The organism is Opitutus sp. ER46, from assembly GCF_003054705.1.
Taxonomy (GTDB): domain Bacteria; phylum Verrucomicrobiota; class Verrucomicrobiia; order Opitutales; family Opitutaceae; genus ER46.
This window is the reverse complement of the sequence record NZ_QAYX01000010.1, coordinates 12,293-35,928: the sequence shown is the minus strand read 5'-3', so window position 1 is coordinate 35,928 and position 23,636 is coordinate 12,293. Positions and strand designations below refer to the sequence as shown.

General features: G+C 66.9%; 22 protein-coding genes and 1 tRNA gene. 10 read left to right on the top strand and 13 right to left on the bottom strand.

Features of this window, described 5'->3' with window-relative positions; all coding sequences use genetic code 11:
• Positions 1 to 98: 98 nt before the first annotated feature.
• From DB354_RS00300 to DB354_RS00285, 4 genes are all read left to right on the top strand, one after another.
• The gene (locus DB354_RS00300) at positions 99 to 515 is read left to right on the top strand and encodes an EVE domain-containing protein (protein ID WP_107833432.1); all 417 of its coding nucleotides are present in this window, start codon (positions 99 to 101) and stop codon (positions 513 to 515) included.
• A gap of 232 nt (positions 516 to 747) precedes the next feature.
• Complete coding sequence (locus tag DB354_RS00295) at positions 748 to 1,602, top strand: prephenate dehydrogenase/arogenate dehydrogenase family protein (protein ID WP_233256508.1); 855 nt, start codon at positions 748 to 750, stop codon at positions 1,600 to 1,602.
• Between the two features lie 206 nt (positions 1,603 to 1,808).
• Entirely contained in the window at positions 1,809 to 3,818 is a 2,010-nt protein-coding gene (aroA, locus tag DB354_RS00290; protein ID WP_107833431.1) for a 3-phosphoshikimate 1-carboxyvinyltransferase, read from the top strand.
• Entirely contained in the window at positions 3,815 to 4,480 is a 666-nt protein-coding gene (locus DB354_RS00285) for a lysophospholipid acyltransferase family protein (protein WP_233256507.1), read from the top strand. The genes aroA and DB354_RS00285 overlap by 4 nt, the downstream gene beginning before the upstream one ends.
• Positions 4,481 to 4,504: 24 nt before the next feature.
• On the opposite strand, the gene trpS is transcribed toward DB354_RS00285, so the two are convergent.
• Entirely contained in the window at positions 4,505 to 5,470 is a 966-nt protein-coding gene (gene trpS, locus DB354_RS00280; protein WP_107833430.1) for a tryptophan--tRNA ligase, read from the bottom strand.
• Between the two features lie 216 nt (positions 5,471 to 5,686).
• Positions 5,687 to 6,367 carry a UDP-N-acetylglucosamine diphosphorylase gene (locus DB354_RS00275; RefSeq protein ID WP_107833429.1) on the bottom strand — a complete coding sequence of 227 codons (681 nt, stop codon included), beginning with the start codon at positions 6,365 to 6,367 and terminating at the stop codon, positions 5,687 to 5,689.
• Between the two features lie 224 nt (positions 6,368 to 6,591).
• On the opposite strand from DB354_RS00275, the gene DB354_RS00270 reads away from it, so the two are divergent.
• From DB354_RS00270 to DB354_RS00260, 3 genes are all read left to right on the top strand, one after another.
• Positions 6,592 to 6,667 (top strand) — tRNA-Gly (locus DB354_RS00270).
• A 110-nt stretch (positions 6,668 to 6,777) separates the two neighbouring features.
• Positions 6,778 to 7,023 carry a type II toxin-antitoxin system prevent-host-death family antitoxin gene (locus tag DB354_RS00265; protein ID WP_107833428.1) on the top strand — a complete coding sequence of 82 codons (246 nt, stop codon included), beginning with the start codon at positions 6,778 to 6,780 and terminating at the stop codon, positions 7,021 to 7,023.
• Between the two features lie 42 nt (positions 7,024 to 7,065).
• Complete coding sequence (locus DB354_RS00260) at positions 7,066 to 7,503, top strand: type II toxin-antitoxin system VapC family toxin (RefSeq protein ID WP_107833427.1); 438 nt, start codon at positions 7,066 to 7,068, stop codon at positions 7,501 to 7,503.
• Between the two features lie 49 nt (positions 7,504 to 7,552).
• Here DB354_RS00260 and DB354_RS00255 read toward each other — a convergent pair whose 3' ends face one another.
• From DB354_RS00255 to DB354_RS00225, 7 genes are all read right to left on the bottom strand, one after another.
• Entirely contained in the window at positions 7,553 to 9,703 is a 2,151-nt protein-coding gene (locus DB354_RS00255; RefSeq protein ID WP_107833426.1) for a polysaccharide biosynthesis tyrosine autokinase, read from the bottom strand.
• A gap of 5 nt (positions 9,704 to 9,708) precedes the next feature.
• Positions 9,709 to 10,890 carry an outer membrane beta-barrel protein gene (locus DB354_RS00250; protein ID WP_107833425.1) on the bottom strand — a complete coding sequence of 394 codons (1,182 nt, stop codon included), beginning with the start codon at positions 10,888 to 10,890 and terminating at the stop codon, positions 9,709 to 9,711.
• A 57-nt stretch (positions 10,891 to 10,947) separates the two neighbouring features.
• A complete protein-coding gene (locus DB354_RS00245) occupies positions 10,948 to 12,678 on the bottom strand; it encodes a hypothetical protein (protein WP_146180040.1) in 1,731 nt (576 codons plus the stop codon).
• Between the two features lie 127 nt (positions 12,679 to 12,805).
• Positions 12,806 to 14,209 (bottom strand): sigma-54 dependent transcriptional regulator, encoded by a 1,404-nt coding sequence (locus DB354_RS00240; protein WP_107833423.1) that lies wholly within the window; start codon positions 14,207 to 14,209, stop codon positions 12,806 to 12,808.
• A gap of 46 nt (positions 14,210 to 14,255) precedes the next feature.
• The gene (locus DB354_RS00235) at positions 14,256 to 14,915 is read right to left on the bottom strand and encodes a hypothetical protein (RefSeq protein ID WP_107833422.1); all 660 of its coding nucleotides are present in this window, start codon (positions 14,913 to 14,915) and stop codon (positions 14,256 to 14,258) included.
• On the bottom strand, positions 14,912 to 15,277 hold the full coding sequence (locus DB354_RS00230; protein WP_107833421.1) for a hypothetical protein: 366 nt from the start codon (positions 15,275 to 15,277) through the stop codon (positions 14,912 to 14,914). Before DB354_RS00230 ends, DB354_RS00235 begins: the two co-directional genes overlap by 4 nt.
• Positions 15,267 to 15,815: a sigma-70 family RNA polymerase sigma factor gene (locus DB354_RS00225; protein ID WP_107833420.1), complete on the bottom strand. Its 549-nt coding sequence runs from the start codon at positions 15,813 to 15,815 to the stop codon at positions 15,267 to 15,269. Before DB354_RS00225 ends, DB354_RS00230 begins: the two co-directional genes overlap by 11 nt.
• A 144-nt stretch (positions 15,816 to 15,959) precedes the next feature.
• On the opposite strand from DB354_RS00225, the gene DB354_RS00220 reads away from it, so the two are divergent.
• A complete protein-coding gene (locus DB354_RS00220; protein WP_107833419.1) occupies positions 15,960 to 16,628 on the top strand; it encodes a hypothetical protein in 669 nt (222 codons plus the stop codon).
• A gap of 87 nt (positions 16,629 to 16,715) precedes the next feature.
• On the opposite strand, the gene DB354_RS00215 is transcribed toward DB354_RS00220, so the two are convergent.
• Both DB354_RS00215 and DB354_RS00210 read right to left on the bottom strand, forming a co-directional pair.
• Positions 16,716 to 17,900 carry an ATP-binding protein gene (locus DB354_RS00215; RefSeq protein WP_107833418.1) on the bottom strand — a complete coding sequence of 395 codons (1,185 nt, stop codon included), beginning with the start codon at positions 17,898 to 17,900 and terminating at the stop codon, positions 16,716 to 16,718.
• Positions 17,901 to 17,973: 73 nt separating this feature from the next.
• Positions 17,974 to 18,852, bottom strand: a complete 879-nt coding sequence (locus DB354_RS00210) for a ribonuclease HII (protein WP_233256506.1) — start codon at positions 18,850 to 18,852, stop codon at positions 17,974 to 17,976.
• Between the two features lie 911 nt (positions 18,853 to 19,763).
• Here DB354_RS00210 and DB354_RS00205 point away from each other — a divergent pair.
• Positions 19,764 to 20,291, top strand: coding sequence for a hypothetical protein (locus tag DB354_RS00205; protein WP_107833417.1), 528 nt, complete (start codon positions 19,764 to 19,766; stop codon positions 20,289 to 20,291).
• A gap of 27 nt (positions 20,292 to 20,318) precedes the next feature.
• On the opposite strand, the gene rnhC is transcribed toward DB354_RS00205, so the two are convergent.
• A complete protein-coding gene (gene rnhC / locus DB354_RS00200) occupies positions 20,319 to 21,332 on the bottom strand; it encodes a ribonuclease HIII (RefSeq protein WP_107833416.1) in 1,014 nt (337 codons plus the stop codon).
• Between the two features lie 136 nt (positions 21,333 to 21,468).
• Between rnhC and DB354_RS00195 the strand changes: the two genes are divergently transcribed.
• Positions 21,469 to 22,500 (top strand): A/G-specific adenine glycosylase, encoded by a 1,032-nt coding sequence (locus DB354_RS00195; RefSeq protein ID WP_107833415.1) that lies wholly within the window; start codon positions 21,469 to 21,471, stop codon positions 22,498 to 22,500.
• Positions 22,501 to 22,591: 91 nt separating this feature from the next.
• Here DB354_RS00195 and DB354_RS00190 read toward each other — a convergent pair whose 3' ends face one another.
• Complete coding sequence (locus DB354_RS00190) at positions 22,592 to 23,548, bottom strand: sugar phosphate isomerase/epimerase (RefSeq protein WP_233256505.1); 957 nt, start codon at positions 23,546 to 23,548, stop codon at positions 22,592 to 22,594.
• Between the last annotated feature and the right edge of the window lie 88 nt (positions 23,549 to 23,636).

The window sequence follows — 23,636 nt, the reverse complement described above, 5'->3', positions numbered from 1 at the left end:
GGCCGTGAGCAGCAGCAGAAACACCTGCGTGCGCCGGGCTTTTAGCTTTTCAGCCTCCGTGGGTTCCATTTGCTGCAGCGCACCAAACCCACCGTGTCATGACAACGCAATACTGGCTGGTGAAGTCCGAGCCCGAGACCTACAGCTGGCACGATTTCCTACGCGACGGGCGCACCGACTGGACCGGCGTCCGCAACTATGCCGCCCGCCTGAACCTCAACGCGATGCAGCGCGGCGACCGCGTGCTCTTCTACGAGAGCGTCACCACCAAGGCCGTCATCGGCACCGCCGAAGTCAGCCGGACTGCCTTCCCCGACACCACCGCCGACGAACCAGGCTGGGTGGCGGTAGAACTCAAGGCCCGCACCGCCCTGCCCCAGCCCGTCACGCTCGCGCAGATCAAGACGATCCCCGAGCTGCGCGAGATGGCGCTGCTGAAGCTCTCGCGCCTCTCCGTGCAGCCGGTCACGCGCGCCGAGTTCGAACGCATCCTCGCGCTCGGCGGCGCGCGCTAGCCGGGCCAAAACGGACCTGTCCCTGATTGAGGGATTGAGGGAGGAGACCGGACCTTCCCAATGGCTGAGCCCCAAACGGACCTATCCCCCTTGGCCGGGGCCGTGGTGCCCGCGGGCGCGATTGGGCGACGCGGGCCCTCACCTTCCCTCCGCCCGCGTCCCTAGCAGCCGTTGCGTCACCACCCCGCCGCCGGCTCGACAGCCCCGGGCGTTTTTGCGTGGTTGGTACGCCGTGCCGCGACTCTCCCAAATCACCATTCTCGCCCCCGGGCTGCTCGGCGGTTCCGTCGCCCGCGCCGCGCACACCGCCGGCATCGCCGACCGCATCGTCCTCTGGGCACGCCGCCCCGAATCGCGGCTGAAGCTGCGCGAGCAGCCGTGGTGTCACGAGGTCGCAGACACGCCCGAAGCCGCCGCCCGCGCCGCCAGCCTGGTCGTGGTGGCTTCGCCGGTGGACAAGATTGTCCCGCTGGTCACACAGATCGCCGCCTCGCTTCCGCCCGGCGCAATCGTGACCGACGTCGGCAGCGTGAAAGGCGAGATCGCCCGCCACGCCGCCGCGGCGCTCAAGTCGGCCAACCCGTTCGTGGGCTCGCATCCGATGGCCGGGTCCGAAAAGACCGGCTGGGAACACAGCACCGCCGAGCTCTTCCAGCGGCGCACGTGCTTCGTCACGCCGCTGCCCGACACGGCCGCCGCCGCGGTGGAAACCGTGGTCGGCTTCTGGCATGCGCTCGGTGCCGAGGTGGTCACCGTCGATCCCGACCGGCACGACGAGATTGTCGCCCACATCAGCCACCTGCCCCAGGTGATCGCGACGAGCCTTTGTTCGTTTCTCGCGCAGAAAAATCCTGCGTGGCGCAACTACGCCGGCGGCGGACTGCGGGACACCACGCGGATTGCGGGCAGCGACGCCCAGATCTGGCGAAGCATTCTCGAGCAGAACCGCGATGAGGTGCTGCGTGCGCTGCAGCAGTTCGAGGACGAGTTGCACGGCTTCAAGGCCGCGCTCCTGAACCGCGACTATCACGAAGTCGTCTCGCGCATCGAACGCGGCAAGGCTTACCGCGACCAGTTCCGACCGTAGAATTTTTGCGGGGCGGGCCCGCAAAAATCCTACGAAGGACGGGCGGCCGCCCGTCCGGGAAGGACGCTCACTCCGGCGCAACCAGCCACTCCGCGCCTTCCGCCCACTTTCACTTTCACTTTCACTTTCACTTCGGCGGGCGCGGCGCGCCCGCCGGATTTTCCCCTTCACACGCCCCGCAAGTTGGCCGACGCTGCTCGCTTCGTATGCCGCTTCCCGAGCTCCTGCCGATCCCACCGTTCACCCAGCCCGCGCGGGGCGAGGTGACGCTGCCGGGATCGAAGAGCCTGACCAATCGCGCGCTCCTGCTGGCGGCGCTCTGCCGTGAACCGGTCACTCTCACCGGGGCGCTCTTCAGCGAAGACACGCACCTGATGGCGGAAGCGTTGCGCCGTCTCGGATTCGACGTCGCGGCCGATGCCGCCAAGCACACCGTCACGGTCGGCGGCCAGTCGCGTGCGTTCGCGGGCAAAACCGTCGCGCTTTTCGTCGGTCTCGCGGGCACCGCGGCCCGGTTTCTCACCGCCCTGTGTGCCACGGCCCCGGCCGGCGTGTACCTGATCGACGGCGTGGCGCAGATGCGAAAGCGCCCGATGCGGCCGCTGCTCGAGGCGCTGCGCGCGCTCGGCGCCGATATCCGCTGCCTTGGCGAGGAAGGATTTTTTCCGATCGAGATTCGCGCCCGTGGCTTGCGGGGCGGGCGCGTGACCCTCGATGCCAGCGAGAGCAGCCAGCTCCTCTCCGCCCTGCTGATGGTCGCCCCGCGCGCGGCGCAACCGCTCGAAATCCAGCTCATCGGCGGCGTGCGCTGGCCGTTCGTGCGGATGACGACGCGGCTCATGGAGCACTTTGGCCAACCGGCGGTGGAACCGGTTGCCGAGGATACCCTGCGCGTCGCGGCGGGCCGGCCGTACACGCTCGCCAGCGGCCGCTACGCCGTCGAACCCGATGCGACCGCCGCCAGTTACTTCCTCGCCTTGCCGCTCGCGACGGGCGGCACGCTTCGCGTCGCCGACTTGCGCGGCCCGGGCGAAGGACTGCAGGGCGACACCGCCTTCGCAACCGTACTGCAGCAGATTGGCCTCAGCGTGACCCCGCTGGCAGAAGGCGGACTGAAGGTCGCGCTGCCGCGCGGCACGCCCCCGCAGGGCGTGACGCAGGACTTCAGCGGGTTCTCCGATACGTTTCTCACCCTCGCCGCCCTCGCTCCGCTGCTACGCGGGCCGACGCGGATCACCGGGATCGCGCACACGCGCAAGCAGGAGACCGATCGCGTGGCCGGCATGGCGCGCGAGCTCACGCGGCTCGGCCAGAAGGTGATCGAGACCGAGGACAGTCTCGAGATTCACCCCCAACCTCTACGCCCCGGTGAGACCATCGAGACCTATGGCGACCACCGGTTTGCAATGAGCTTTGGCATTCTCGGCAGCCACGATCTGCGCGGCGATGGGCAGCCGTGGCTCACGATTCGACACCCGGAATGCTGCGCGAAAACTTTCCCGCACTTTTTTGAGTTGCTCGGCACCGTGCGCGAAAAATCGTCTAGGGCGATGCCCTCCTCCCCCTTCCTCATTGTCGCGATCGATGGCGGTGCGGCATCGGGCAAGTCCTCCTCTTCCCGCGCGCTGGCGGATCGCTTCAACCTCCTGCATGTCGACACCGGCTCGTTCTATCGGGCGATCACGGCGGAGCTGCTGCGCCGGCACGTAAGCGCGTCAGACTTGCCGGCGGTGAAGGCGGCGCTCGGCGACCTGAAGCTGACGACCCGGCTGAACGGTCGCTCCGCCCAGATGGAAATCGGCGGGCGCGTCGCGGGCGACGAGATCCGCAGCCGCGAGGTCAACGACCACGTCTCCCATTTCGCCGCGATCCCCGAAGTGCGCACCGCGCTGCTCGCGTACCAGCGCGGCCAGGCCGACGTCGGGCGCATCCATGGTTTCCGCGGCCTCGTGATGGAAGGCCGTGACATCGGCTCGGTCATTTTTCCAGAGGCCGACTTCCGCTTCTTCCTGCACGCCGATCCGGCGGAGCGCGCCCGTCGGCGCGCGAACGAGGGGCACCAGGACTCGATCACCGAGCGCGACCGGATCGACAGCGGCCGCAAGACCGCGCCGCTGGCCTGTCCGCAGGGCGCGACCTCGATCGACACCACGCACGTCAGCCTGCCCCAGGTCGTGGAGTTGATGGCGGAGCAGATTGCCCGCCGCCTCCCATGAGCGAAGCCTTTCCGCAGGTGTGGATGGACCCGCTGTACGGGGTTTGCCACTACACGATACGCGTCAGCTTCGAAATGTTCTTTCGCGGCGACGTCGCGGGCCGGGAGAACCTGCCCCGTACGGGTCCCTTCCTGATCGCCGCCAACCACGCGAGCCACCTGGATCCGCCGTTCATCGGCGCGCACGTGCCGCGGCAGATGAGCTTCTTTGCGCGCAAGACCCTCTGGTCCGGCAAGCTCGCCTCCTGGTGGCTGGACGCAGTCGGCACAATCCCGGTTGACCGCGACGGCGGGCAGGATGTCGGCGCCCTGAAACGCGTGCTGCGCGCGCTGGCCGACGGCAAGGTGATGATCCTCTTCCCGGAAGGCACGCGGTCACCTGACGGCAACCTGCAGGCGCCGAAACCCGGGGTGGGCTTCATCGTGTGCAAATCGCAGGTGCCGGTGGTGCCGGCGCGGATCTTTGGCTCGTTTGAAGCCTTTGGCCGCGGCGCCAAGGTCCCCACCCCCGGCAAACCGATCTCGGTGGTTTTCGGGCAGCCCATCGCGCCGGAGGCCTACGACGACCCGCGCGCCGGCAAGGAGCGCTATCAGCTCGCCAGCCAGCGCATCATGAATGCGATCGCGCAGCTGCCGAGACCACCGGCGCCGATCGTCATCTAGCGGCGCGCGGCGGGCAGGAAGGAATCAGCGCAGGCCGCTCGCAGTACGGGCCCGGGCCAGCACGCCATCGGCCACGACGCGCGCCCGCTGGGCCCCGTCGCGGAGCACCTGGTGAACGTAGTCCATGTTTGCAGCGAGTTCGGCGCGGCGAGCGCGGGCGGCGGCGAAGTAGTTCCAGTAGTGCTCGAACAGCGCCTTCTTCAGGTCGCCGTAGCCGAGTCCGCCGGCGCGCAGCCGGTTCTCGTAGTCGGTCGCGACCTCCGCGGGCGCGACGAGCTTGAGAAGCTGGATGGCAATGTTGCGGTCGGCATCGGGCTTCGGCTCGGCCGGCGTGCGGGAGTCCATCACGATGCCCATGATCTTCTTCCGCGTGGCCTTCTCCTCGCCGAAGATGTCGATCGTGTTGCCGTAGCTCTTGCTCATCTTCTGGCCGTCGAGCCCGGGCACGACCGCGATCTCGTCGCGGATCTCCGACTCGGGCACCACGAAGGTCTCGCCATAGGCCAGGTTGAACTTGATCGCCATGTCGCGCGTCATCTCGACGTGCTGCTTCTGGTCCCGCCCCACCGGCACGACGTTGGTGTCGTACAGCAGGATGTCGGCGGCCATGAGCACCGGGTACGCGAACAGGCCGAAGTTGGGGGCGATGCCCTTGGCAAGCTTGTCCTTGTAGCTGTGCGCGCGCTCCAGGAGCGCCATCGGCGTCAGGGTGCCAAGGAGCCACATCAACTCGGCGACCTCGGGCACGTCGCTCTGGCGCCAGAACACGCACCGCTTCGGATCGAGCCCCGCCGCGAGCCAGTCGAGGGCGACGCCAAGGGTGTTCGTCCGGCGCTGGGCCGGGTCAAACAGCGAGGTCATCGAGTGGTAGTCGGCGATGAAGTAGAAACAATCACCGCGCGACTGCGCATCGATGGCCGGGCGCATGGCGCCAAAGTAGTTGCCGATATGGAGCGTCCCGGAGGGCTGAATGCCAGTGAGCGTACGCATGCGAAAGGCAGCAGCAGACACGACTGCCCCCGGGGAAGTCAGTCGAAAAATCCACCGGTCCCAAGCAGCGGGTCCGGCGGCAGGCCCCCACAGTCTGACCGCGAGGCGGCAAGGGATCGGGCACGACGGAGGCCCGGACGGCCAACGGCCGACGATCAGGGCCGATGCCGCGCGTGGTCGCGACCGGCGGCAAAGGCGCCGCGAGTGCGAGGCGGTCTAGGCGCGCCGCGGGAGGATCTTCGCCTGAGACCGACAGTACGCGACATTCTCGGGCGGGAGGTAGCCGGAGAACGCCGAGGTCGGCGCCACGAGCGCGCGGCGGCCGAGGATCGCGCCCGGATTGAGCACGGAGTTGCAGCCGACCTCGGCCGCGTCGCCCAGGATCGCGCCGAACTTGCGTAAGCCGGTCTCGTAAGTCTTGCCGTTGGCGCGCACCGTCACCGGCTTCTGATCGAGGCGTAGATTCGAGCAGATGACGCCGGCGCCGAGGTGCGCGTTGTTCCCGAGAATGGAGTCCCCGACGTAGCTGAAGTGCGGCACCTGCACGCCATCCATGAGGAGGCAATTCTTGAATTCGCAGGCGTTACCGATGACGCAGCCCTCGCCAATGATCACGTTGCCACGAATGAAGGCGCCCGGACGGATCTCGGTCTTGGCGCCAATCCAGGCCGGGCCGATCAGCGTGGCGTAGGCCGGGAGCTTCACCGACGGGTGCAACCAGACCTTGCCCTCAACCTGCACGCCCGGCGGAACAGTGACGGTTGCGGGCACCTCGGTCAGCGCCGCCAGCGCCGGGCCAATCCGCTTCAGCCACTCCCAAGGCGCCACATCGGGCGGGAAATGGGCCGCAAAGGACGCCAGCGAAGGGGGCAGCGCAAAGAACTCGGAGGCATTCATGTGGTAGGCCGGCGAGTTAGCACGATTGCCCCTGAATACACACGGAGGAAATCAGCCCCACCTCGCACTCCGCACCGCCCCCACTCCCGTATCCGGCCTCCGCGCACGTTGCAGAAATTGGCCGAGATTCCGCGTCCACTGCCCGCCATCCTCTGGGAGATCAAAACTTTGAAAATAGCTGTTGACGGCGGTCTTCGCGGGCCTACTCCTTAGCACCCTGTTTTGCGGGCGTAGCTCAGTTGGTAGAGCACCACCTTGCCAAGGTGGACGTCGAGAGTTCGAGTCTCTTCGCCCGCTCCATTTTCCAAGCCCTTGAGAGATCAAGGGCTTTTGTGTTTTTACCGCACTCCCGACGGGCACAAAAGGATGTCCGCCTTGCCTTCAGAGCGATGTGCTACACGATGTAGCACATGAAAACGGCGTCGGTACGCGAACTCCGGAACAACTATGCCGAGATCCTTCGCTGGGTCGGCGCCGGCGAGGAGGTCCAGGTTACGCGTCGGGGCCAAATCGTCGCCCGGGTTGTACCGCCGACGATGAAGGTCCCTCAGACCGTCGATTGGTCGCGAAGCGCGGCCCTCACCCGCGCGCCCTGGACCCGGCACCTTACCGCCGAGCAGTCCGCCTCCATCCTGGCGGAGAGCCAGGGCGACTAGCGCCCGCCTCCCGGCCCGGCCGACCACCGATTGGGTCCCGCCATGCCTACAATCGTCGCCGACACCAGCTTCCTCTTCTCCTTGTACGGCTCAGACGTAAACTCGGCTGCAGCGCGCGCCTGGATCGCGGACTCCAGCAGTCCGATCACCGTGACGCCTCTGAATCGATACGAACTCACCAATGCGGTCCATTTCGCCACGTTCCGCCAGCTCATCACGCGCGACGAAGCCTTCGCCACGCTGACCGCTTTCGAAGCCGATATGCAAGCAGGGCTGCTCCAGCCAGCCCAGCGTGACTTGGATGCCGTCGTCGAAGAAGCTCGGACACTATCCAACACTTACACGGCAAACGGTGGACACCGCTCGTTCGATATCCTGCACATCGGGTCGGCACGCACGCTGCAGGCAGCCTTGTTTCTTACATTCGACACAAACCAGAAGAAGCTCGCGGCGGCGGTCGGTCTGCCCATCGGCCCCTAGCAGCCTGCCGAGACGTGTGGCCAAGCGCCGCGCGCCCCCCCCCCGCCGATCACTCGTGCAGGTCCAGGCGATCCTCGCCGCCGGCCTCGGGCTTCTTGTCGGAACGTGCTGAACGGCGCGTGCGCCGTGAGCCTTCGTGATAGTAGGCGTAGTTGCTCGTGTAGTAACCGTAGTCACCGCCAGCGTTGCCGGGAATCTGGTTCAGCACGATGCCCAGGATCGACGCCTTCACGCCGCCGACGATCTGCTGCGCGCGCAGAACCATGCTCTGCGGGTTGCGCCGGTGCTGGATCAGCAACACCACTCCATCGACGACCGTCATCAGCACGCTCGTGTCGCTCACCCCGATGATCGGCGGCGAATCAAACACGATCCGGTCGTACCGCCCACGCAGCGTCGTCATCAGTTCCCGCAGCCGGTTCGCGTAGATCAGCGAGAGCGTGAAATTGCCGGCCGCGCCGCTCGCGATGAAGTCCAGCCCCGGCGAGATGCTCTTCTGGATCACCTCATCCAGTGTCTTCTGCGCAGTCAGCAGATCGCTCAGGCCTGGCGATCTCGGCCGCTCGGCAATCCGATGCTGCGTCGGACGTCGCAGGTCCGCGTCGATCAACAGCACGCGGTCACCCATCTCGCCCATCAGCCGCGTCAGCCGGTGGAGCGTCGTCGACTTCCCCTCGCCCGGCCCGGCCGACGAGAACACGAGCGCATGCGCCTGCCCCGGTTTCAACGCCAGGTTCAAGTTGGTGTAGAGCACCCGGTACGGCTCCAGCTCCGCGGGGTCGTCGCCGCCGCGCGCCAACGGATCCTGGGCAAAGGGAATCACCCCCAGCACCGGCAGACCCAGCCGCGCCTCGACGTCCGCCACGTTCCGGAAGCTCGTGTCGAAATACTCGAGCACCACCGCGACGCCGACCGCGAGCACGGCGCCGAACACGAACGCAAACGTGAGATTCAGGGGCCAGCTCGGCCGGATCGGGAAGCGCGGCGCCTCCGCCGTGTTCAGGATCTCGATCGTCTTCTTCGGCACCTGGAAATCGATCTCCCGCTGCCGCAACGTCAGCTTCAGCGTCGTCAGCAACCGCGTTTCGTCCTCCAGCTTCTGCGCCGCCTCCTCGAAGGGACGCATCCGATCCCGCGCGGACAGGATCTGGTCCACCTTGGCCTGCGCCAACTGGCTCTTGAGCTCCGCCACGCGGGCCTCGGCTTCCTTGTACGCGATCTCGAGCGAGTTTTCGTACCCGCGCAGTTGCGCATCGAGCTGCTCCTTGATCTTCGCCCGGTTGTCCACCGCCGCGATCAGGTCCGGGTGTGCCTCGCCCAACCGGCCCTGCAACTGCGTCACCTTCTGGTCGGCCACGAGGTACGCCTGCAACAGGTTCTGGATGTTCTGGTCCGGGATCAGCTCCGAGTTGACCAGGCTCTGGCGCTCGCCCGCCGGGATCGACTTGAACCGCTCCCAGCGCGTCTTCCGCCCGATCGCGTCCACGCTCAGGGCGATCAGCGTGTTCTGCATCTGCCGCAGCGTCTCGATCTCCATGTCGGAGTACCGCGCGTTCAGGTCCACGCCGGAAATATTCAGCTCCTTGCGCAGCTTCTCGACGGCATCGCGCTGGCGCGTAACCGCCTGTTCCTGCTTCAGCAGCTCCTGCCGCAATTGCGCCATGCCCTCACTCTGGTCCGAGGTCGCGAGCGCGATCCGATCCGCCGAATACGTGCGCGCCACTTCGTTCGCGATGTCGGCCGCGAGCTGCGGATCCTCCGCATCCACGTTGATCTCGATCACCGAAGACGCCCGCTGCGACTCCACCCGCAGCATCTTCCGCGTCAGGATCGCGTAGGTGACCGCCGAGGGGAAAGCCGCCGGCGAGTCCTTCAGCGCCGCGATCTTCCGGTTCAGATCCAGCCGCTCGATCACCGGGTAGAGAATTTTCTCCGACTGCATGATCTTGAACTGATCCTGCAGGAAAACCGGGTCGTAGCTCGGGCTCGTCTGCGCCTGGAAGAGCTTCACCTGCCCGTCCGGCCGCTCCACCCGCACTTTCGTGGTCGCGCGATAGCCCTTGGGCAGGAAGGCCGTCACCCCGATCGTGGTCACCACCACGAGCGCCAGGATCAGCGCAATCAACCACTGGCGTTGGCGAAGAATCTGCAGAAACCCTGCAACCGACGCACCGACTGGAGCAGCGTGGACGTTGGCCATGCTGCTCAGAACGTGTAGCTCGCGTTCAAACCGAACCGGTGGCGCTCCGTCGCGCGCATCGGGTCGTCAGACGACGTGTGATCCCAGTCGTAGGTGGCGGAAATGCTCCAGTTCTTCGTCGGCGAATACGTGAGCGCCGCGCCGAACCGCGTGGTCTCCTCGTTCAGATCCACAAAGCCGAGCGCCCGCCGCGCCTGCAGCACCGCCGGCTCGTAGTTGACCGACACCGAGGCGACGATCAGCGCGGTGAGCGAATGCTGCACGCTGACGAAGTAGCGCTGCACCTCCTGGTCCGTGAACCGCGCCACGTCGGAGGCCTCGTCGATCGTGTAGGCGAAGCCGCCGGCCAGCACCGATTTCTCGGCATAGCGGTAGCGGCCCGAAAACTCGACGAACGGCCCGGTGGTGCTCTCCTCGTTCGCGCGATTGCGCCACTCGCTTCCCAGGCGCGCCGCGAGGGTCAGCTTCTTCGCCGCCTCGTAGTCGACGCCGCCCATCAGGTAGTCCGAGCGCTTGTTCTTATTTTCGCCCTCGGTCCAGTAGTACACGTCCAGATGCCGATACTCCACGACGCCCTTCAGCTCCGGCAGAATGGCGTAACTGCCGGCCACGCCGTAGAGGTTCTCAAGCCGGTCCAGCAGCCGGCCGAGCGACGCATTGCGGTACTTCATGTTGGCCGAGCGCGCCTTGTAGGTGAGCGAGATCTTCGGCGTCACCGGCATGCTGTAGCTCCCATCAAACTGGTTCCGGGCGTAGGACTGGTCGGTGTTCTGAGGGATGCCGTTGAGCAGCGACTCGGGATTCCGCGCCAGCATGTAGGTATCGGTGAGGTCCAGGATCCGACTCTGGTCGAACGCGTGCGCCAGGCGCAGCGTCAAGTCGTGGCTGTCCAGGAGTTTGGTGCCCGGCCTGCGCTCAATGTAGTCGAGCCCGAGGCCGTAGATGGCCGAAAAGAAGGTCTGGTCGGTCAGCGAGGCATTGTAGGTCAGCCGCGGCGCAAGCTGGTAAACGTTGCTGTTTATCGCGCCGGTCGCCCCACCGAAGATGTTGCTGTCGTACAACAAACCGGCGCGCACCGAGACCGTGAGATCCTTGCCCTGCTCCTGTTCGGGAATCGGGGCGTAAACCGCCCGCACCGGCAGTGCCGCGACGAGGCAGACAGCGACCAAGGCATGAGAAAACTTCATAGGGTCGGGACCGGAGATTTGCCGGCGACCGTACTCGGCGGGCCGTTACCTAGGCAATTACTTTCCCCGGACCGGCGGCAGGGCCGGATTGAGCAAAACGCACAGGTTTTCGGTGACCCGGTGGAGCGATTTCAGGGGAAACTCGCGGGGTAAGGTCCCGGTGACCAGCCCGCCGTAAATCTCTCCCCAATCGCCAAATCGATTCGCCACGCTTCCGAGCGCCCCCGGCGGCGGGGGCGTCGCGTTCAACTCCGAGAAGAAGGGCCGGTCGAGCGTGCGCGGCGTCAGCACCAGCTCGCCGATCGGCTGCTCCAACGACACCGCATAGAAGTCCCGCAGCCGCGCCGGCTGCGTCCATACCCGCGTCCCGGCATACCACGCCATGCCGGCCGGGATGTCCGCCATCAGCCCAAACCGGTCGGCCTGCCGGATTTCCAGCTCGGTCCTCATCCCGCGCAGCAGGGCCGGGAAATACGGCGGATAGTGAAACCGCACCCGCGGCGGAGGAGCCATCACGTCGTGCACCAGCGGCAGCGCCTGCGCCACCAGCAGCACCGCGGCGATCGCGCGCGGCCAGCCGCCCAGCAAGGCGTTGCTGCCCAGCAACACAAAGAAGAACCCCGCCCCGAAGATCATGATCAGCGGCGACAGCCACACCGCGGCCAAGCGCTCGGATTCCCCCGAGTTCAGCATCGCCTGCGACAAAAGCAGCACGCCCAGGCTGGCCGTGAAGACCCAGCGCAGGCGGTTGGCCACCGGGGACCGAAAAGCGTACAGCCAGCCGGCCACGAAGAAGGCCACGAACCACATCGCGCCGCCCGCCCAGAGCTTCGTCTTCACCGTTTCCTGCAACGACGTCAGCGTCTTGTTGCCGAGCTTGCGCAGCGACAGCGAAGGCGCGTCCGCCGACAACGTCGCCCGCGCCACCCCCGGCTCCGCCGTGGGATCCCCTGCCCGCAAGGCGACATTTTGCGCCGCGAGCGCCACCGGGTGCCCGGTCAACGCCACGTTGCGCACCATCCAGGGGCCGCTGACGACTGCAAATCCCAGCGCCAGGGCGGCCATTGCCGTCCACCGCCGGCGTTCGCCCAGCCGCACGAGGAGATAACCGGCCGCCACCAGCACCAGGGCGCCCGCCGAGTATTCGGTCAGGAAAAGCAGCCCGCAACCGGCGCCGAGCCCGGCGATCCACCCCAGAAGCCGGCCCCACCCCGCGCCTTCCGCCACGTCCGCCGTTGCCAAGCTCTCCGCCCGGCGATCGACGGCGTGCCAAACCAGGAACGTTGCCAGGACCAGGACCATCAGCAGGGGCGTGCCGTTGAGCGCCAGCGCCTGCTGCCAGAAGGGCAGCGACACCAGCACCGCCAGCGCGGCCACCCAGCCGACCCTGGGCTCGAAGAGCCGCCGCCCCAGCTCGTAGGTCAGCCAGATCGCCAGCCACAGCAGCACCAGGTTCATCGCGAGCAGGAAAGCGTCACCGCCGAAGGTGTCCGTCGATTGTGCCGGCGCCTTGAATAGCTCGGCGCGCCGCGCTTCCGGCAGCAGCCGCAGCCCGGCCGCGATCACAGTCGAATAAAGCGGCGCATGGTGCAGCTCGGGCTGCGGCACAGCCGGATCGAATCTGCGCCCGCGCAACGTCAGCACCGCCACGGTCTGCGGGTGGTTGACCAGCGTGGTGAAGCCTTGGCCGGCCGCGACCTGTCGTCCCACGTCGGCCTGCTCGAGCGTGGCCTCGCTGTTCGGTCCCTTGAATTGCTTCCACGCGATGACCAGCGACAGCGCGAGCACCGCGGTGAGGACTGCGGCCAGCCGGATCCAACGGGCGCCCGCCCCCATCTCCAGCCAGTGGATGAACTCCTGGGGAGACTTCATGCGGTTGGCGCCTCGATGCCGGGAAACGAGCCTGGGGCCGCGCTCACTTGTCGGTCACGTCGAGCTCCGGCCATTGAGCCAGCTTGCGATGCAGTGTGCGGCGGCTGACGCCCATGAGCTCGGCAGCCCGCGTCCGGTTGCCGCGCGCCTTGATCAGGGCCTCGCGGAGCAGCCGCTTCTCGTTGTCCTCCACGGAGAGGGAGTTCGTTGGCACTGTGGCCTGTCCCGGCACGGACGTCCCGCCCACCGGCGCCGCTCCCGGCGCCGCCAGCGCCGCGCCGCCGCGGAACTTCGGCTCGAGGTCGTATTCGGTGAGGCTCCCGCCGCGGCGCAGGACCACGGCGTTTTCGCAGAAGTTGCGCAGCTCGCGGATATTCCCGGGCCAGGCATAAGCCTGCAACGTCCGCAGCGCCCCGGGTTCGATCGTCAGCGGCGGCACGCCGTTCTCCTCTGAGAACTGCTTGATGAAGTGCGCCAGCAACAGCGGGATGTCCTCGGTGCGCTCCCGCAGCGGCGGCATCGTCACCCGCACCACGTTGAGCCGGAAGAAGAGGTCCTCGCGAAATTTCCCGTCGCGCACCATCTGCTCGAGGTTGCGGTTTGTCGCCGCCACCAGGCGCACGTCCAGCTCCACCGGCTTCGACCCACCGACCCGTTCGATCGTCTTGGTCTCGAGGAAGCGCAGCAGCTTCACCTGGGTCGACGCCGAGATCTCGCCGATTTCATCGAGGAAGAGCGTGCCGTTGTTGGCCGACTCGAAGCGGCCAATCCGCCGCTCCACCGCACCGGTGAACGCGCCTCGCTCGTGGCCGAAGATTTCGCTTTCGAGCAGGTTCTCCGAAAGCGCCGCGCAATGCACCGCGATGAACGGCGCCCGCGCCCGCGGACTCGCCTGATGGATCGCCTGCGCGATCAGCTCCTTGCCCGAGCCCGACTCGCCCTCGATCAGGATCGTCGCCCGCGAAGGCGCCACCAGCCGCACGCGCTCGATGACCTCCTTCAGTTTCGCGGAGGTACCGATGATTCCCTCCATGCTGAACCGCTCATCGAGCCGCTCATGCAGCTGCTGCACCTCAACCTCCAGCGTCTTGGTCTTCAGCGCCCGCTGGATCAGGACCTCGAGCCGCTCGATGTTGACGGGCTTGGTCAGGAAATCCACCGCGCCGCGCTTCATGGCCTCCACCGCGGAATCGATGTTGCCATAGGCCGTCATCATCAGCACCGCCGGCCGGTTCGGCAGCGTCAGCGCCTTGTCGATGATCTTGAGCCCCGACTTGCCGGGCATGCGCAAGTCCGTGAGCACGACATCGAAAGGCTGGGCGTCCATCAGGTTGAACGCCTCCTCCGCGTTGGCCGCCACGGTGACGTCGAAATTCTCCGTCAACGCCTGCTGCAGTCCTTCGCGAGTGTGCTTCTCGTCGTCAACGATCAGTACGCTGGGAACCATTGCGCCATATTGACGCAGTACACCCCCAGCCGGTCAAGTCCGCGGGTCAGTTCTTTGCGGGAGCGGCGCCAAGCTTCTCGGCCTGGGGCGCGAGCCGGCTCAGCATGATGCTCGGGGGCGGCGTGGCGTCGACGAGCTCGAGAAACTTCTCGCGGCGCTGCTGCAGGAGGACGCGCACGCGGGCCTGCTGCTGGTCGTCGAGCTTGTAGTCGCGGGTGAGGCGCTCGAGCCGCCAGTTGATCGCGACGTTCCAGAGCGCGTTCCAAAGCGGCTCCTGCTGCAGGCGGAAGATCTGCTCGTCGGACAGCGTGGTGGTCTCGGCGGCCTCCTTCTCGCCCTTGGCTCGGCGTTCGGCGTTCTTCTTCAGCCGGGCCTCGAACTTCTGGCGCTGTTCGGGATCGAGAATCGCGAGGACGTCGCGCTCGAACTCGTCGCCGATCTGGTCGATGCGCACGCGGTAGGTTTCGATCTGCGGGCGGATCTTCTGGATGTCGGTGAGCAGCCGGGTGCGATCCTTCTCCGAATACGTTGGCGAGCGGCGCTCCTTGTTTTCCGCCTGGCCGGCACCATTGCCGGAGCGGACAAACTCGGTGCCGGGGGTCGGAGGTGGCGGGACATTGGGGCCCGATTCGGTGAGCAACCGGGCGGCGAAACCCGCCGCAAAGCCAAGCAGCGTCAAAACGGCGATGAGGACGCGTTGCTTCATTGCACGTCGTACTCCTGGACCTCGGCTGCGAGCTGCTCCCAGCGCGCGAGATTGATCTCCTCCTGGTGCTGGGTGCTGCGGGAGTGCACGTACAGGACGCCCAACAGGCACACCCCGGCCGTGGCAGCCCCAAGCGCAATCTGATCAATGAAGGACGGCACACCCGGGAGGTGGCGCGCGGCGCGGAGGACGCGCTCGGCGAAGCCCGGCCGGAGGGAGCTGGCCCCGCGCGCCTGCAACTGCTGCCAGGTGTCGACGGCAGGACCATGTGCGGCACGCAGCACCCGCTGGGAAAAATCGGGGTGGAGTTGAGCGGCAGCATGCTGCTGCAGCTGGCGCCACGCTTGGTCTTCAGTCTTCATGTTGCGGTTGGTAATGTTCGCGGAGGTGCTCACGCGCGCGGTGCAGGCGGGCCTTCACGGCGGCGACGCTGGTGGAAAGAATCACGGCGATCTCGGCATGGCTGCGGCCTTCCTGCACGAGAGCCAGCAGCGCGCGGTCCTGCGGCCGCAGTTGCGCCAGCGCATGCCGCAGCGCGTCCAGCTCCTCGGTATCCACGGCGCCGGGAGGCTCGGGAATGTTTTCGTGCTCCTCACCGAACGGCAGAAAAATCCGACGCAGCTTCTGGCGCCGCAGCTGGTCGATGCAGGTGTTGCGCGCCAGCCGGAACAGCCAGGACTCGAACTGCGCCGGCGCCTCGAGACGGTCCAGGGCGCGGATCATCTTGATGAACACCTGTTGCGCCAGGTCCTCGACGTAATCGCTGCGACCGGTCATGGCGTAGATGAAACCCGCGACACGGTGCTGGTAACGGACAATGAGCTCCCGTTGGGCGACTTCTTCGCCCGTCTGAGCTCGTCGGACCAAGTCCGCCAGCGCCGTCGTTGAACTGGTGTCCATGCAGAGGGCATGTTGTCAGCAGCAAGACGGGTGGTTGGCCAGAAAGATTCTTTCGGACGGGCCGCCGGCCGCACCGGTTTTGACATGCGCGCCCTTGCAATCGCCGGCGGCTTCGCATGATGTCGCCGCCCGCACGACTTACACATGAAGCAGACGCCATTACCCCTGAAACTTGCCGCCGTGATCTTCGCCGCCTCGCTCCTCGCCGGGGCGGGATGCAGCAACCCGGCCGTGCCCCGTGATCTCATGGCGGAAGAGGCCCGGCTCGCTCCCGGCGAACGTCCGGTCGCGATGAAGGGAGACGCCACGTTTGCCGGCGGTCAGATTCAGGTGCTCGTCACCGTGTCCCGCGGCTTCCAGCGCGGCGCCGGCAGCAAGGCCGCGCCCCCGGAGCGCAAGGGCTGGTTCAAGCGCGACACCGACGCGTTCAGCGAGAGCTACTCGTTCGATTACGGTGACTCCGAGGAACAGCAGAAGGAGGCGATGCAAGACTACGTGCGCCAGGCGATGGCCCGCCGCGCCGCCGGCAGCCCGATGCCGCCGGTGACACTCCGCGTGGGTTTCGAGAACAAGGGCACCACGCCGATTGAGTTCTCCGCCAGCGAGGTGAATTCCGACCTCGGCAACTTTGCCGCCCAACCCGCCAAGCTGACGATTGCCCCCGGCGAGCGCGACTCGCTCGAGCCAATGGTCTCGCAGCTCGGCGTCACGGCGGACGAGATTCCGCTGAAGCTCAGCCTCCGCATCGGCGGCAAGACCGAGTCCCAGGTGGTGCTCGTGAAGAACGTCATCCGCGACTCGGTGCGAAAGTAGCACCTCCGATTTCCGAGGGGCGCGGTGCCACCGCGCTCCTTTTTTTTGCGCCCGCAGTTCGCTGCTGATCGCAACCGCTGGCCGCGCTTAGCGCCCGCCGCTCTGGAGCATGCGCACGCGGCGGTCCTTGCGCGGGAACTGCAGGGTTACGATCGTGCCCACGCCTTCCTTGCTCTCGATGCCAATGTGGCCGCCGTGCTCGCGCATGATGCGCTGCGCGATCATCAGGCCCAACCCGCTGCCGCCCGCCTTCGTGGTGTAGTAAGGCTGGAACAGGCGCACGAGATCCTCCTGTTTGATGCCCGCGCCGGTGTCTCCAACCATGAGATACACGTAGTCGTCGTCCGCCCGGGAGCGGATCCGCAGCTTCCCGCCAGGCCGCATCGCCTCCATGGCGTTCTTGGTGAGGTTGAAGAACACCTGCTTCAGCTGGTTGCGGTCCGCCATCACGTGCGGCAGCGCCTCCGACGTCTCCGCCTCCACCGCAATGCCCCGGTCCTCCATTTCGCGGTGCTGGAAACGCAGGACTTCGTCGAGGACGTCGTTGAGGTCGGTGTCGGCGAGGTCCGGCGGACGCGGCCGGATCGCCTCGAGAAAGTTGGTAATGATCCCATCGAGCCGGGAGACCTCGTTGCGGCACACGCGTACGGAATCCGCGACGGCGTCGACTTCCTTGCCCGCGCCCAGGCGCTTCAGTTTCCGCTCGATCAACTGGAGGTGAATCGTGAGCGAGTTCAGCGGATTGCCCAACTCGTGCGCGACGCCCGCCGCCAGCAGCAGGATCGACGACGTGCGCTCGTTCTCGATGCGCGCCTCCGTCGTTTCCTTATCCTTGGTGATGTCCGACAGGATGATCACGAACCGCCGCGCCGCCCCGCGCGTGGGCTGCGTGAACGGCACCATGTACATCCGCACCGTCCGCGGCTCCGGGTAGGTCAGCTCGAATTCCCGCGTCGCCACCGGCGCCACCGCGCGGGTGTCGTCCAGCGTCGCCCCGAGCGAGGTCCGCAGTCCCGGCACCAGCCGCCACAGCGTTTCGCCGGTGAGTTCGTCCGACCCGAGCCCGATCAGCGCATAGGCCGAGGCGTTGGCGTACTCGATCGCGCCGTCGTCGCGAATGACGAGGATGCCTTCCTGCAGCGTGTTGAAGATCTCCTCGAACAGCGCCCGCTCCCGCGCCAGCCGCTGCACGAGGTTCGTGAGATTAACCGTGTCGAGCGTATCCAGCCGCCCGAGCACCCGATCTAGCGAAGTCGTCTTCTTGCCGGCCATGGCCACGAGCAAAGCCGAAGCCGCGACAACGGGAAGCTGAAACCCGTATCCGGCCGGGCGCGTCCCGCGCCGCTCAGGTGTCGGCGCCCACCGGCTTCGTTTCGCTCGCCGCCGGCTCCGTCCCGCCACCGGCGGACTCCCCCTCGCCCTCGACCTCCGGGTCAGTGTCGACCGGCGCCAGTTTGGCCGCGCCACCCTTCTCGAAAAGGTTCATCTGGGCCGGGTCGATCCGGACCGCCAGGAGCTTCCGCAGGAACGCCTCGCGGTGCTCCACGCACCGCCCGAGCCGCAGCACCGCGTCGCGATGTTCCTCGGTGCCGTACCCCTTGTGCTGCGCAAAGCCGTAGCCCGGGTGCTTCGCCTCCATCGCCACCATCAGCCGGTCGCGCGTCACCTTCGCGATGACCGACGCCATGGCGATGCAGAGCGAGCGCGCATCACCGTGCACGAACGCCCGGTGCGGGTACGGGAAGCTCCGCAACGGCAACCCGTCGATCAGGACCCGCGCCGAGACCGTGGGCGTGTACGCCTCGCGCTCTTCCAGGCTGGAAAACAGGTCCGGCTCGGTGCGCTCGGGCTGAAACGCCGTCGCCGGGTAAATGCCCTCCAGCGCCCGCCGCATCGCCAGCTTCGTGGCGCCCAGGATGTTCAATTGCGCGATCTCCTCGACCGACGCCGACCCGTGGTTCGCATGGATCAGCCCGGCCGCCGTCAGCTTCTCAAACTCCCCCCACAGCTCCTCCCGCTGCTCGGGCGTCAGGAGTTTCGAGTCGTTCACCCGGCCGCTCTTCGTCAGCGCCCACCGGCTTTCCAGGAACTCGCGATTGACCAACACCGCCGCCGCCACCACCGGCCCGGCAAACGCGCCCCGCCCCACCTCATCGACGCCGATGAGGCTGTTTACTCCTTCGATTTGCTTCAGGTCGAACCCGCGCAGCTGGCGGCGCTTCATCCCGGGGATCACAGAGTCCCCCTCCATGGCTGGCAAGCCCCGCGCCTTCCGGCTCCCGCCCGCCTCCTGCAACTCGGCAGCTTCTGGACCACAAACCGCGCCGAGGACAGAAGAGGAGTGCACCGCGAAATACGCGAACCGAGCCGCGAAGACCCGCGGTTCTCGCCCCCGACCTTCCGTGATTCGGAACCGGCAACCTTCAAACCTGCAACCTGCCAACGTCGCACGCGCGGCTCAGCGCCCGCCCCGTCCACATCAGATTTTCGCGCCCCTTCGCGTCTTTCGCGGTTCCCCTCCTCCGTGCGTCGCCCACCCCGCATCCCAATCCCTCGAGAGAACGAGAAAGATTCCGCCAACCCGCGCTGAAACCGACCCTCTGTTCCCTCCCTTATCTCCTGTTCAAAACTGCCTTGGCGTCCGTCCCTTCGTCCCTTCGCCGTTACTCACTCTCAACCTCCCGATCCCCTAACCAGAGCTTACCGCGAATTACGCGAAACGAGCCGCGAAAACCCGCAGTCCTCGGCCCCGATCCTCCGTGGTGCGGAACCTGCAACCTTCGAACCTGCAACCTGCCAACGTCGCGCGCGCGATTCAGCGCGCGCCCCCGTCCACCCCAGGTTTTCGCGCCCTTTCGCGCCTTTCGCGGTCCACCTCCTCTTCCGTGGTTCAGGAACCAGCAACCTTCGAACCTGCAACCTGCCAACGTCGCGCGCGCGGTTCAGCGCGCGCCCCCGTCCACCCCAGGTTTTCGCGCCCTTTCGCGTCTTTCGCGGTCCACCTCCTCTTCCGTGGTTCGGAACCTGCAACCTTCGAACCTGCAACCTGCCAACGTCGCGCGCGGTTCAGCGCGCGCCAACACCCGACCCGACACGTAACTTGCACCTTTCAAGCCCCTCGCGTAACCAGAGGTCATGCTGTCGCTCGAAACCTGGGAGCTCCTGAGCTACATCGTGACCGTGGTCGGTCTGCCGTTCGCGATCATCGTGTTCCTGATGGAGCAGCGCAAAGAACGGCAGAGCGAGGACGAGGAGATCTACCAGCGCCTGTCCGACGAATACCGCGAGTTCCTCAAGCTCGTCCTCGACAACGCCGACTTGCAGCTCCTCCGCCGCGACGGTCGCGCCCAGGAACTCACCTCCGAGCAGCAGGAACGGCGGCTCGCGATCTTCGGCATCCTCATCTCGCTCTTCGAACGCGCCTACCTGCTCGTGTACGAAGAGAACATGAACAAGCAGACCCGCCGCTTGTGGAAGTCATGGGAGGACTACATGCGCGAGTGGGTCGCCCGCCCCGAATTTCGCGCCGCGCTCCCCGAATTGGTCGAGGGCGAGGACGAGGATTTTACCCGCTACATCGAGGAGCTCGCGGTCGACGAGGCCCGGAAACACGCCGCGCCGCGCGCGGCCACCTCCGCCCCCGGCAACACGCCGCGCGCCTAGCAGCCTGCGGGCGAATTTCGGAGGCGGCTAGCTGCCCCACTCCATCCGCGCCGCCGGCTCCTTCAGCGGCAACTCGTCGAGTTTGCCCGCCGCCGAAACCACTTCGTACGCCGTCCGGAAGTGCAGCTTGGCAAAGTTGCCCAGCGCCCGCGCGCCGAATTGCTGGATGATCTGCATTGCCTGCTCCTTCACCAACGGGCCCGCGCCTTTCTGCAGCCGCGCGCCAAACTGCTTCGAGAGCATCACCATCTGCCGCTGAAACTCGGCTCGCGCCACGATCGAGGCCGCCGCCACGACCGGGTCCTCTTCCGCCTTCGTCCGCATCCGCAGGTCGAAACCCGCCACGTTCTTGCGGGCCAGCTCGCGCTGCACCAACGGCTGCTCCGTAAACTGGTCCAGCAGGCCCCACGGCACCCGCTTGGTGGCGAGCGCCTGCTCGAGCGCCGTCGCGTGCTGCCACGCCAGCAGCCGGTTCAGGTTCGCCCCGGGCCGCCCCATCAGCTCGTTGTACTTCGGCATCCCGCAGAAGCAGGTGCGGACCGCCACCCCGGGCGTGTCCCGGATAAGCTGGTCGAGCTTGATGATCTGCATGTCCGCGATCCGCTTCGAGTCCTTCACCCCGGCCTTGATCCAACCTTCGATTGCCACGCGGTCCGCGATCACCGTCGCCGCCACCACCGGCCCGAAAAAGTCGCCCTTGCCGCTTTCATCCATGCCGGCATGCGACTCGAACCAGTCCGGATGCAGCACGTCGTCGTAGCCGAGCTTGGCCGCGCCCGTCACCTCGGGCTCGAGCACGTCCCGCACGAAGTCCTCCGTGCCCTTGCCGGCAATCACGACCTTGCCGCTCGTGTAGGCCGAGACGTTGACCTTGAGGTGGTCGGCCTTGAACGCGAAGCGGGTGTACGCCACCTCGAAGGGCGTCCAGCCGCGCTGCTCCAGGATCCCGCGCAGGGTCTCCATCTGCGCGTCGTCGAGTTTCACCGTATAGCTGGCGATCTTCTTCGGGGCGTCTTCGTCGCCGCCTGGTTTCTTGGCCATGCGCGGATGGCCGCAAAATCAGGTCCAAAGGGCAAAGCTTTTGGTGGAAACATCGGCGCAGGCGTTCGCCACCGTGCGGCCGTGCCTATTTGGCTTGCGCCGTCGCCCGGTTTTCCCGGCCAATCCGCGCCCCACCATGCCTTCCGCCCGCTCCCGCGCCCTGATCGCCGCCAAAGCCGACTTTCAGCACGCACTGCATCGCTGGTACCGCGCCAGCGCCCGCCCGCTGCCGTGGCGCGAACACCCGTCCGCCTACAAGACAGTCGTGAGCGAGTTCATGCTGCAGCAGACGCAGGTGAAGACCGTGCTGCCCTACTTCGCCCGCTGGCTGGCCGAGTTGCCCGACTTCGCCGCGCTCGCCGCCGCCCCCGAGGCGCGCGTCCTCAAGCTCTGGGAGGGCCTCGGCTACTACTCCCGCGCCCGCAACCTGCACCGGCTCGCCCAGGCCGTTGTCGCCCTTCCCGCCCTGCCCCGCACGCCCGCCGAGTGGCTCGAACTGCCCGGCGTCGGACCCTACACCGCCGCCGCCATCACCAGCATCGCTTTCGGGCAGCCCGCCGCCTGCGTCGACGGCAACGTCGTTCGCATCCTGGCCCGCCTCACCGCCGATCCGACGCCGTTCCGCGATTCCGCCAGCGCCGCCAAGGCTTTCACCGAGCTCGCGACCGAGCTCCTCCTGCCGTCCGCCCCCGGCAACCACAACCAGGCCATGATGGAGCTGGGCGCGACCGTCTGCCTCCGCCAGAGCCCGCTCTGCCTCACGTGCCCGGTGCGGACGTTCTGCGCCGCCGCGCGCGCCGGCGAACCCGAAGCCTACCCGCGGCTCGCCGCCAGGCAGATCGAGCAGCGCGCCGTCGCGCGGGTCTGGTGCCGCCAGGGCGACAGCCTGCTGCTCCACCGCACCCCCGCCGGCGCCCGTCGTCTGGCCGACCTCCACGAGTTGCCGCTCGCCAGCCACATCGGCTTCGACCCCGCCGCCAGCAGCGCCGCCCCGCTCGCCCGCAAGCGCCGCGCGATCACCCGATTTCAGATCACCGAAACGATCCACGCCGCGCCCGCCCCGCGAAAGCTGCCCTCGGCCGAACTCGTGTGGGTCCCCCTCGCCCGACTCGACGCCATCACCTTGTCCGGTCCCCACCGCCGCTGGGTCGCCGAGCTGCTCCAATAAGAAATCGCTGACGCGATTTCTTCTGGGGCGGTGGCAAGGGGCCCGCAGGCGTTCAAGGCTGTCGGACTGGCGCTCGCGTGCCGCGGCGGCGTTAGGCGCCGAAGCGCTGGGTGAGCAGGGTCTCGACGCGCTCCTTTGAGTTGCGGACGTCGTCCACCGAAAGCCGGGGGCTGAACTCCAGCGTGAGGAGGTGCTCCGGCCGCCAGAACTGGCTCACCATCTCAAAATCAATGTGCCCCGCGCCGATCGGCTGGTGGTCGTGCCCGTGCGCGTCCACGTCGTGCAGGTGAAAGCCGAGCGTCCGCGCCGCCATCTTCTCCAGGTGCTCCCGATGCCGCAGCAATCCCATGCCTTCCTTCAGGTCGGCGTGGCCGACGTCGTGCCAGTAGCCGCACGAGGCGCCCGCCGGGAAAGCGCCGAGCAGTTCGAGATGGTCGCCGTCCAGCGGCAGTTCATCCATCCGCTCGCGGTTCTCGAACCCCAGCTTCACGCCCTTCTCCCCCGCGTAGTCGAGCACCGCGCCGATGCTCTTCTTCGTCTGCTCCCAGTACGGACGCATCCGCCGGCGCAGCTTCGCGAGGGACTTCTCCAACAGCGCTTGGTACGCCTGGTCGTCGCGATTGCGCCCGGCGCCAGGATGGTCCCGCAGGTACGTGCGCACGTTGCGGGTCGGGTTGAACCAGAAGAATTTCACGCTGCCCAGGTGGCAGACGATCGCACGGGCGTTCACCTGCGCCGCGAAGTCGATCGAGCGCTTTGTGTGCCGCAGCCACTGGTCCTGCTCCCGCGACTCGTTCGACGACGGCTCGAAGAGATTCGGCGCCGCCTGCGTCACGCCCGTGGGCAGCGGACAAAAATTGTGGGTCGTCGCGACCTTGATCAGCCCTTCCTCCACCGCCCGGAGCACCCCCGGGACCAGCGTGATTCTCACGCCATGGCTCAACTCGACGTATTCGAAGCCCAACTCGGCGACTTCGCGCAGCATGGCGTAGCCGTCGTTGTGACGGTGAGACAGCCAGCAGGTGGAAAGTGCGAGGCTAGATTTCACGTCGAACCGGAAGGGCAGCCGCTGGAGCCAACCCGAGTCTTGCGCTCGGGGCGATCGGTAAAAACAAACCGCGCTCCGCAACGGGGCG

Bases quoted from the DNA above. Each gene is read 5' to 3' on its own strand.
- DB354_RS00250 (WP_107833425.1), bottom strand. From the start codon at position 10,890: ATGAAGTTTTCTCATGCCTTGGTCGCTGTCTGCCTCGTCGCGGCACTG.
- DB354_RS00225 (WP_107833420.1), bottom strand. From the start codon at position 15,815: ATGGACACCAGTTCAACGACGGCGCTGGCGGACTTGGTCCGACGAGCT.
- DB354_RS00235 (WP_107833422.1), bottom strand. From the start codon at position 14,915: ATGAAGCAACGCGTCCTCATCGCCGTTTTGACGCTGCTTGGCTTTGCG.
- rnhC (WP_107833416.1), bottom strand. From the start codon at position 21,332: ATGGCCAAGAAACCAGGCGGCGACGAAGACGCCCCGAAGAAGATCGCC.
- DB354_RS00195 (WP_107833415.1), top strand. From the start codon at position 21,469: ATGCCTTCCGCCCGCTCCCGCGCCCTGATCGCCGCCAAAGCCGACTTT.
- DB354_RS00260 (WP_107833427.1), top strand. From the start codon at position 7,066: ATGCCTACAATCGTCGCCGACACCAGCTTCCTCTTCTCCTTGTACGGC.
- DB354_RS00220 (WP_107833419.1), top strand. From the start codon at position 15,960: ATGAAGCAGACGCCATTACCCCTGAAACTTGCCGCCGTGATCTTCGCC.
- aroA (WP_107833431.1), top strand. From the start codon at position 1,809: ATGCCGCTTCCCGAGCTCCTGCCGATCCCACCGTTCACCCAGCCCGCG.
- DB354_RS00265 (WP_107833428.1), top strand. From the start codon at position 6,778: ATGAAAACGGCGTCGGTACGCGAACTCCGGAACAACTATGCCGAGATC.
- DB354_RS00285 (WP_233256507.1), top strand. From the start codon at position 3,815: ATGAGCGAAGCCTTTCCGCAGGTGTGGATGGACCCGCTGTACGGGGTT.
- DB354_RS00275 (WP_107833429.1), bottom strand. From the start codon at position 6,367: ATGAATGCCTCCGAGTTCTTTGCGCTGCCCCCTTCGCTGGCGTCCTTT.
- DB354_RS00205 (WP_107833417.1), top strand. From the start codon at position 19,764: ATGCTGTCGCTCGAAACCTGGGAGCTCCTGAGCTACATCGTGACCGTG.
- DB354_RS00230 (WP_107833421.1), bottom strand. From the start codon at position 15,277: ATGAAGACTGAAGACCAAGCGTGGCGCCAGCTGCAGCAGCATGCTGCC.
- DB354_RS00240 (WP_107833423.1), bottom strand. From the start codon at position 14,209: ATGGTTCCCAGCGTACTGATCGTTGACGACGAGAAGCACACTCGCGAA.
- DB354_RS00255 (WP_107833426.1), bottom strand. From the start codon at position 9,703: ATGGCCAACGTCCACGCTGCTCCAGTCGGTGCGTCGGTTGCAGGGTTT.
- DB354_RS00215 (WP_107833418.1), bottom strand. From the start codon at position 17,900: ATGGCCGGCAAGAAGACGACTTCGCTAGATCGGGTGCTCGGGCGGCTG.
- DB354_RS00300 (WP_107833432.1), top strand. From the start codon at position 99: ATGACAACGCAATACTGGCTGGTGAAGTCCGAGCCCGAGACCTACAGC.
- trpS (WP_107833430.1), bottom strand. From the start codon at position 5,470: ATGCGTACGCTCACTGGCATTCAGCCCTCCGGGACGCTCCATATCGGC.
- DB354_RS00210 (WP_233256506.1), bottom strand. From the start codon at position 18,852: ATGAAGCGCCGCCAGCTGCGCGGGTTCGACCTGAAGCAAATCGAAGGA.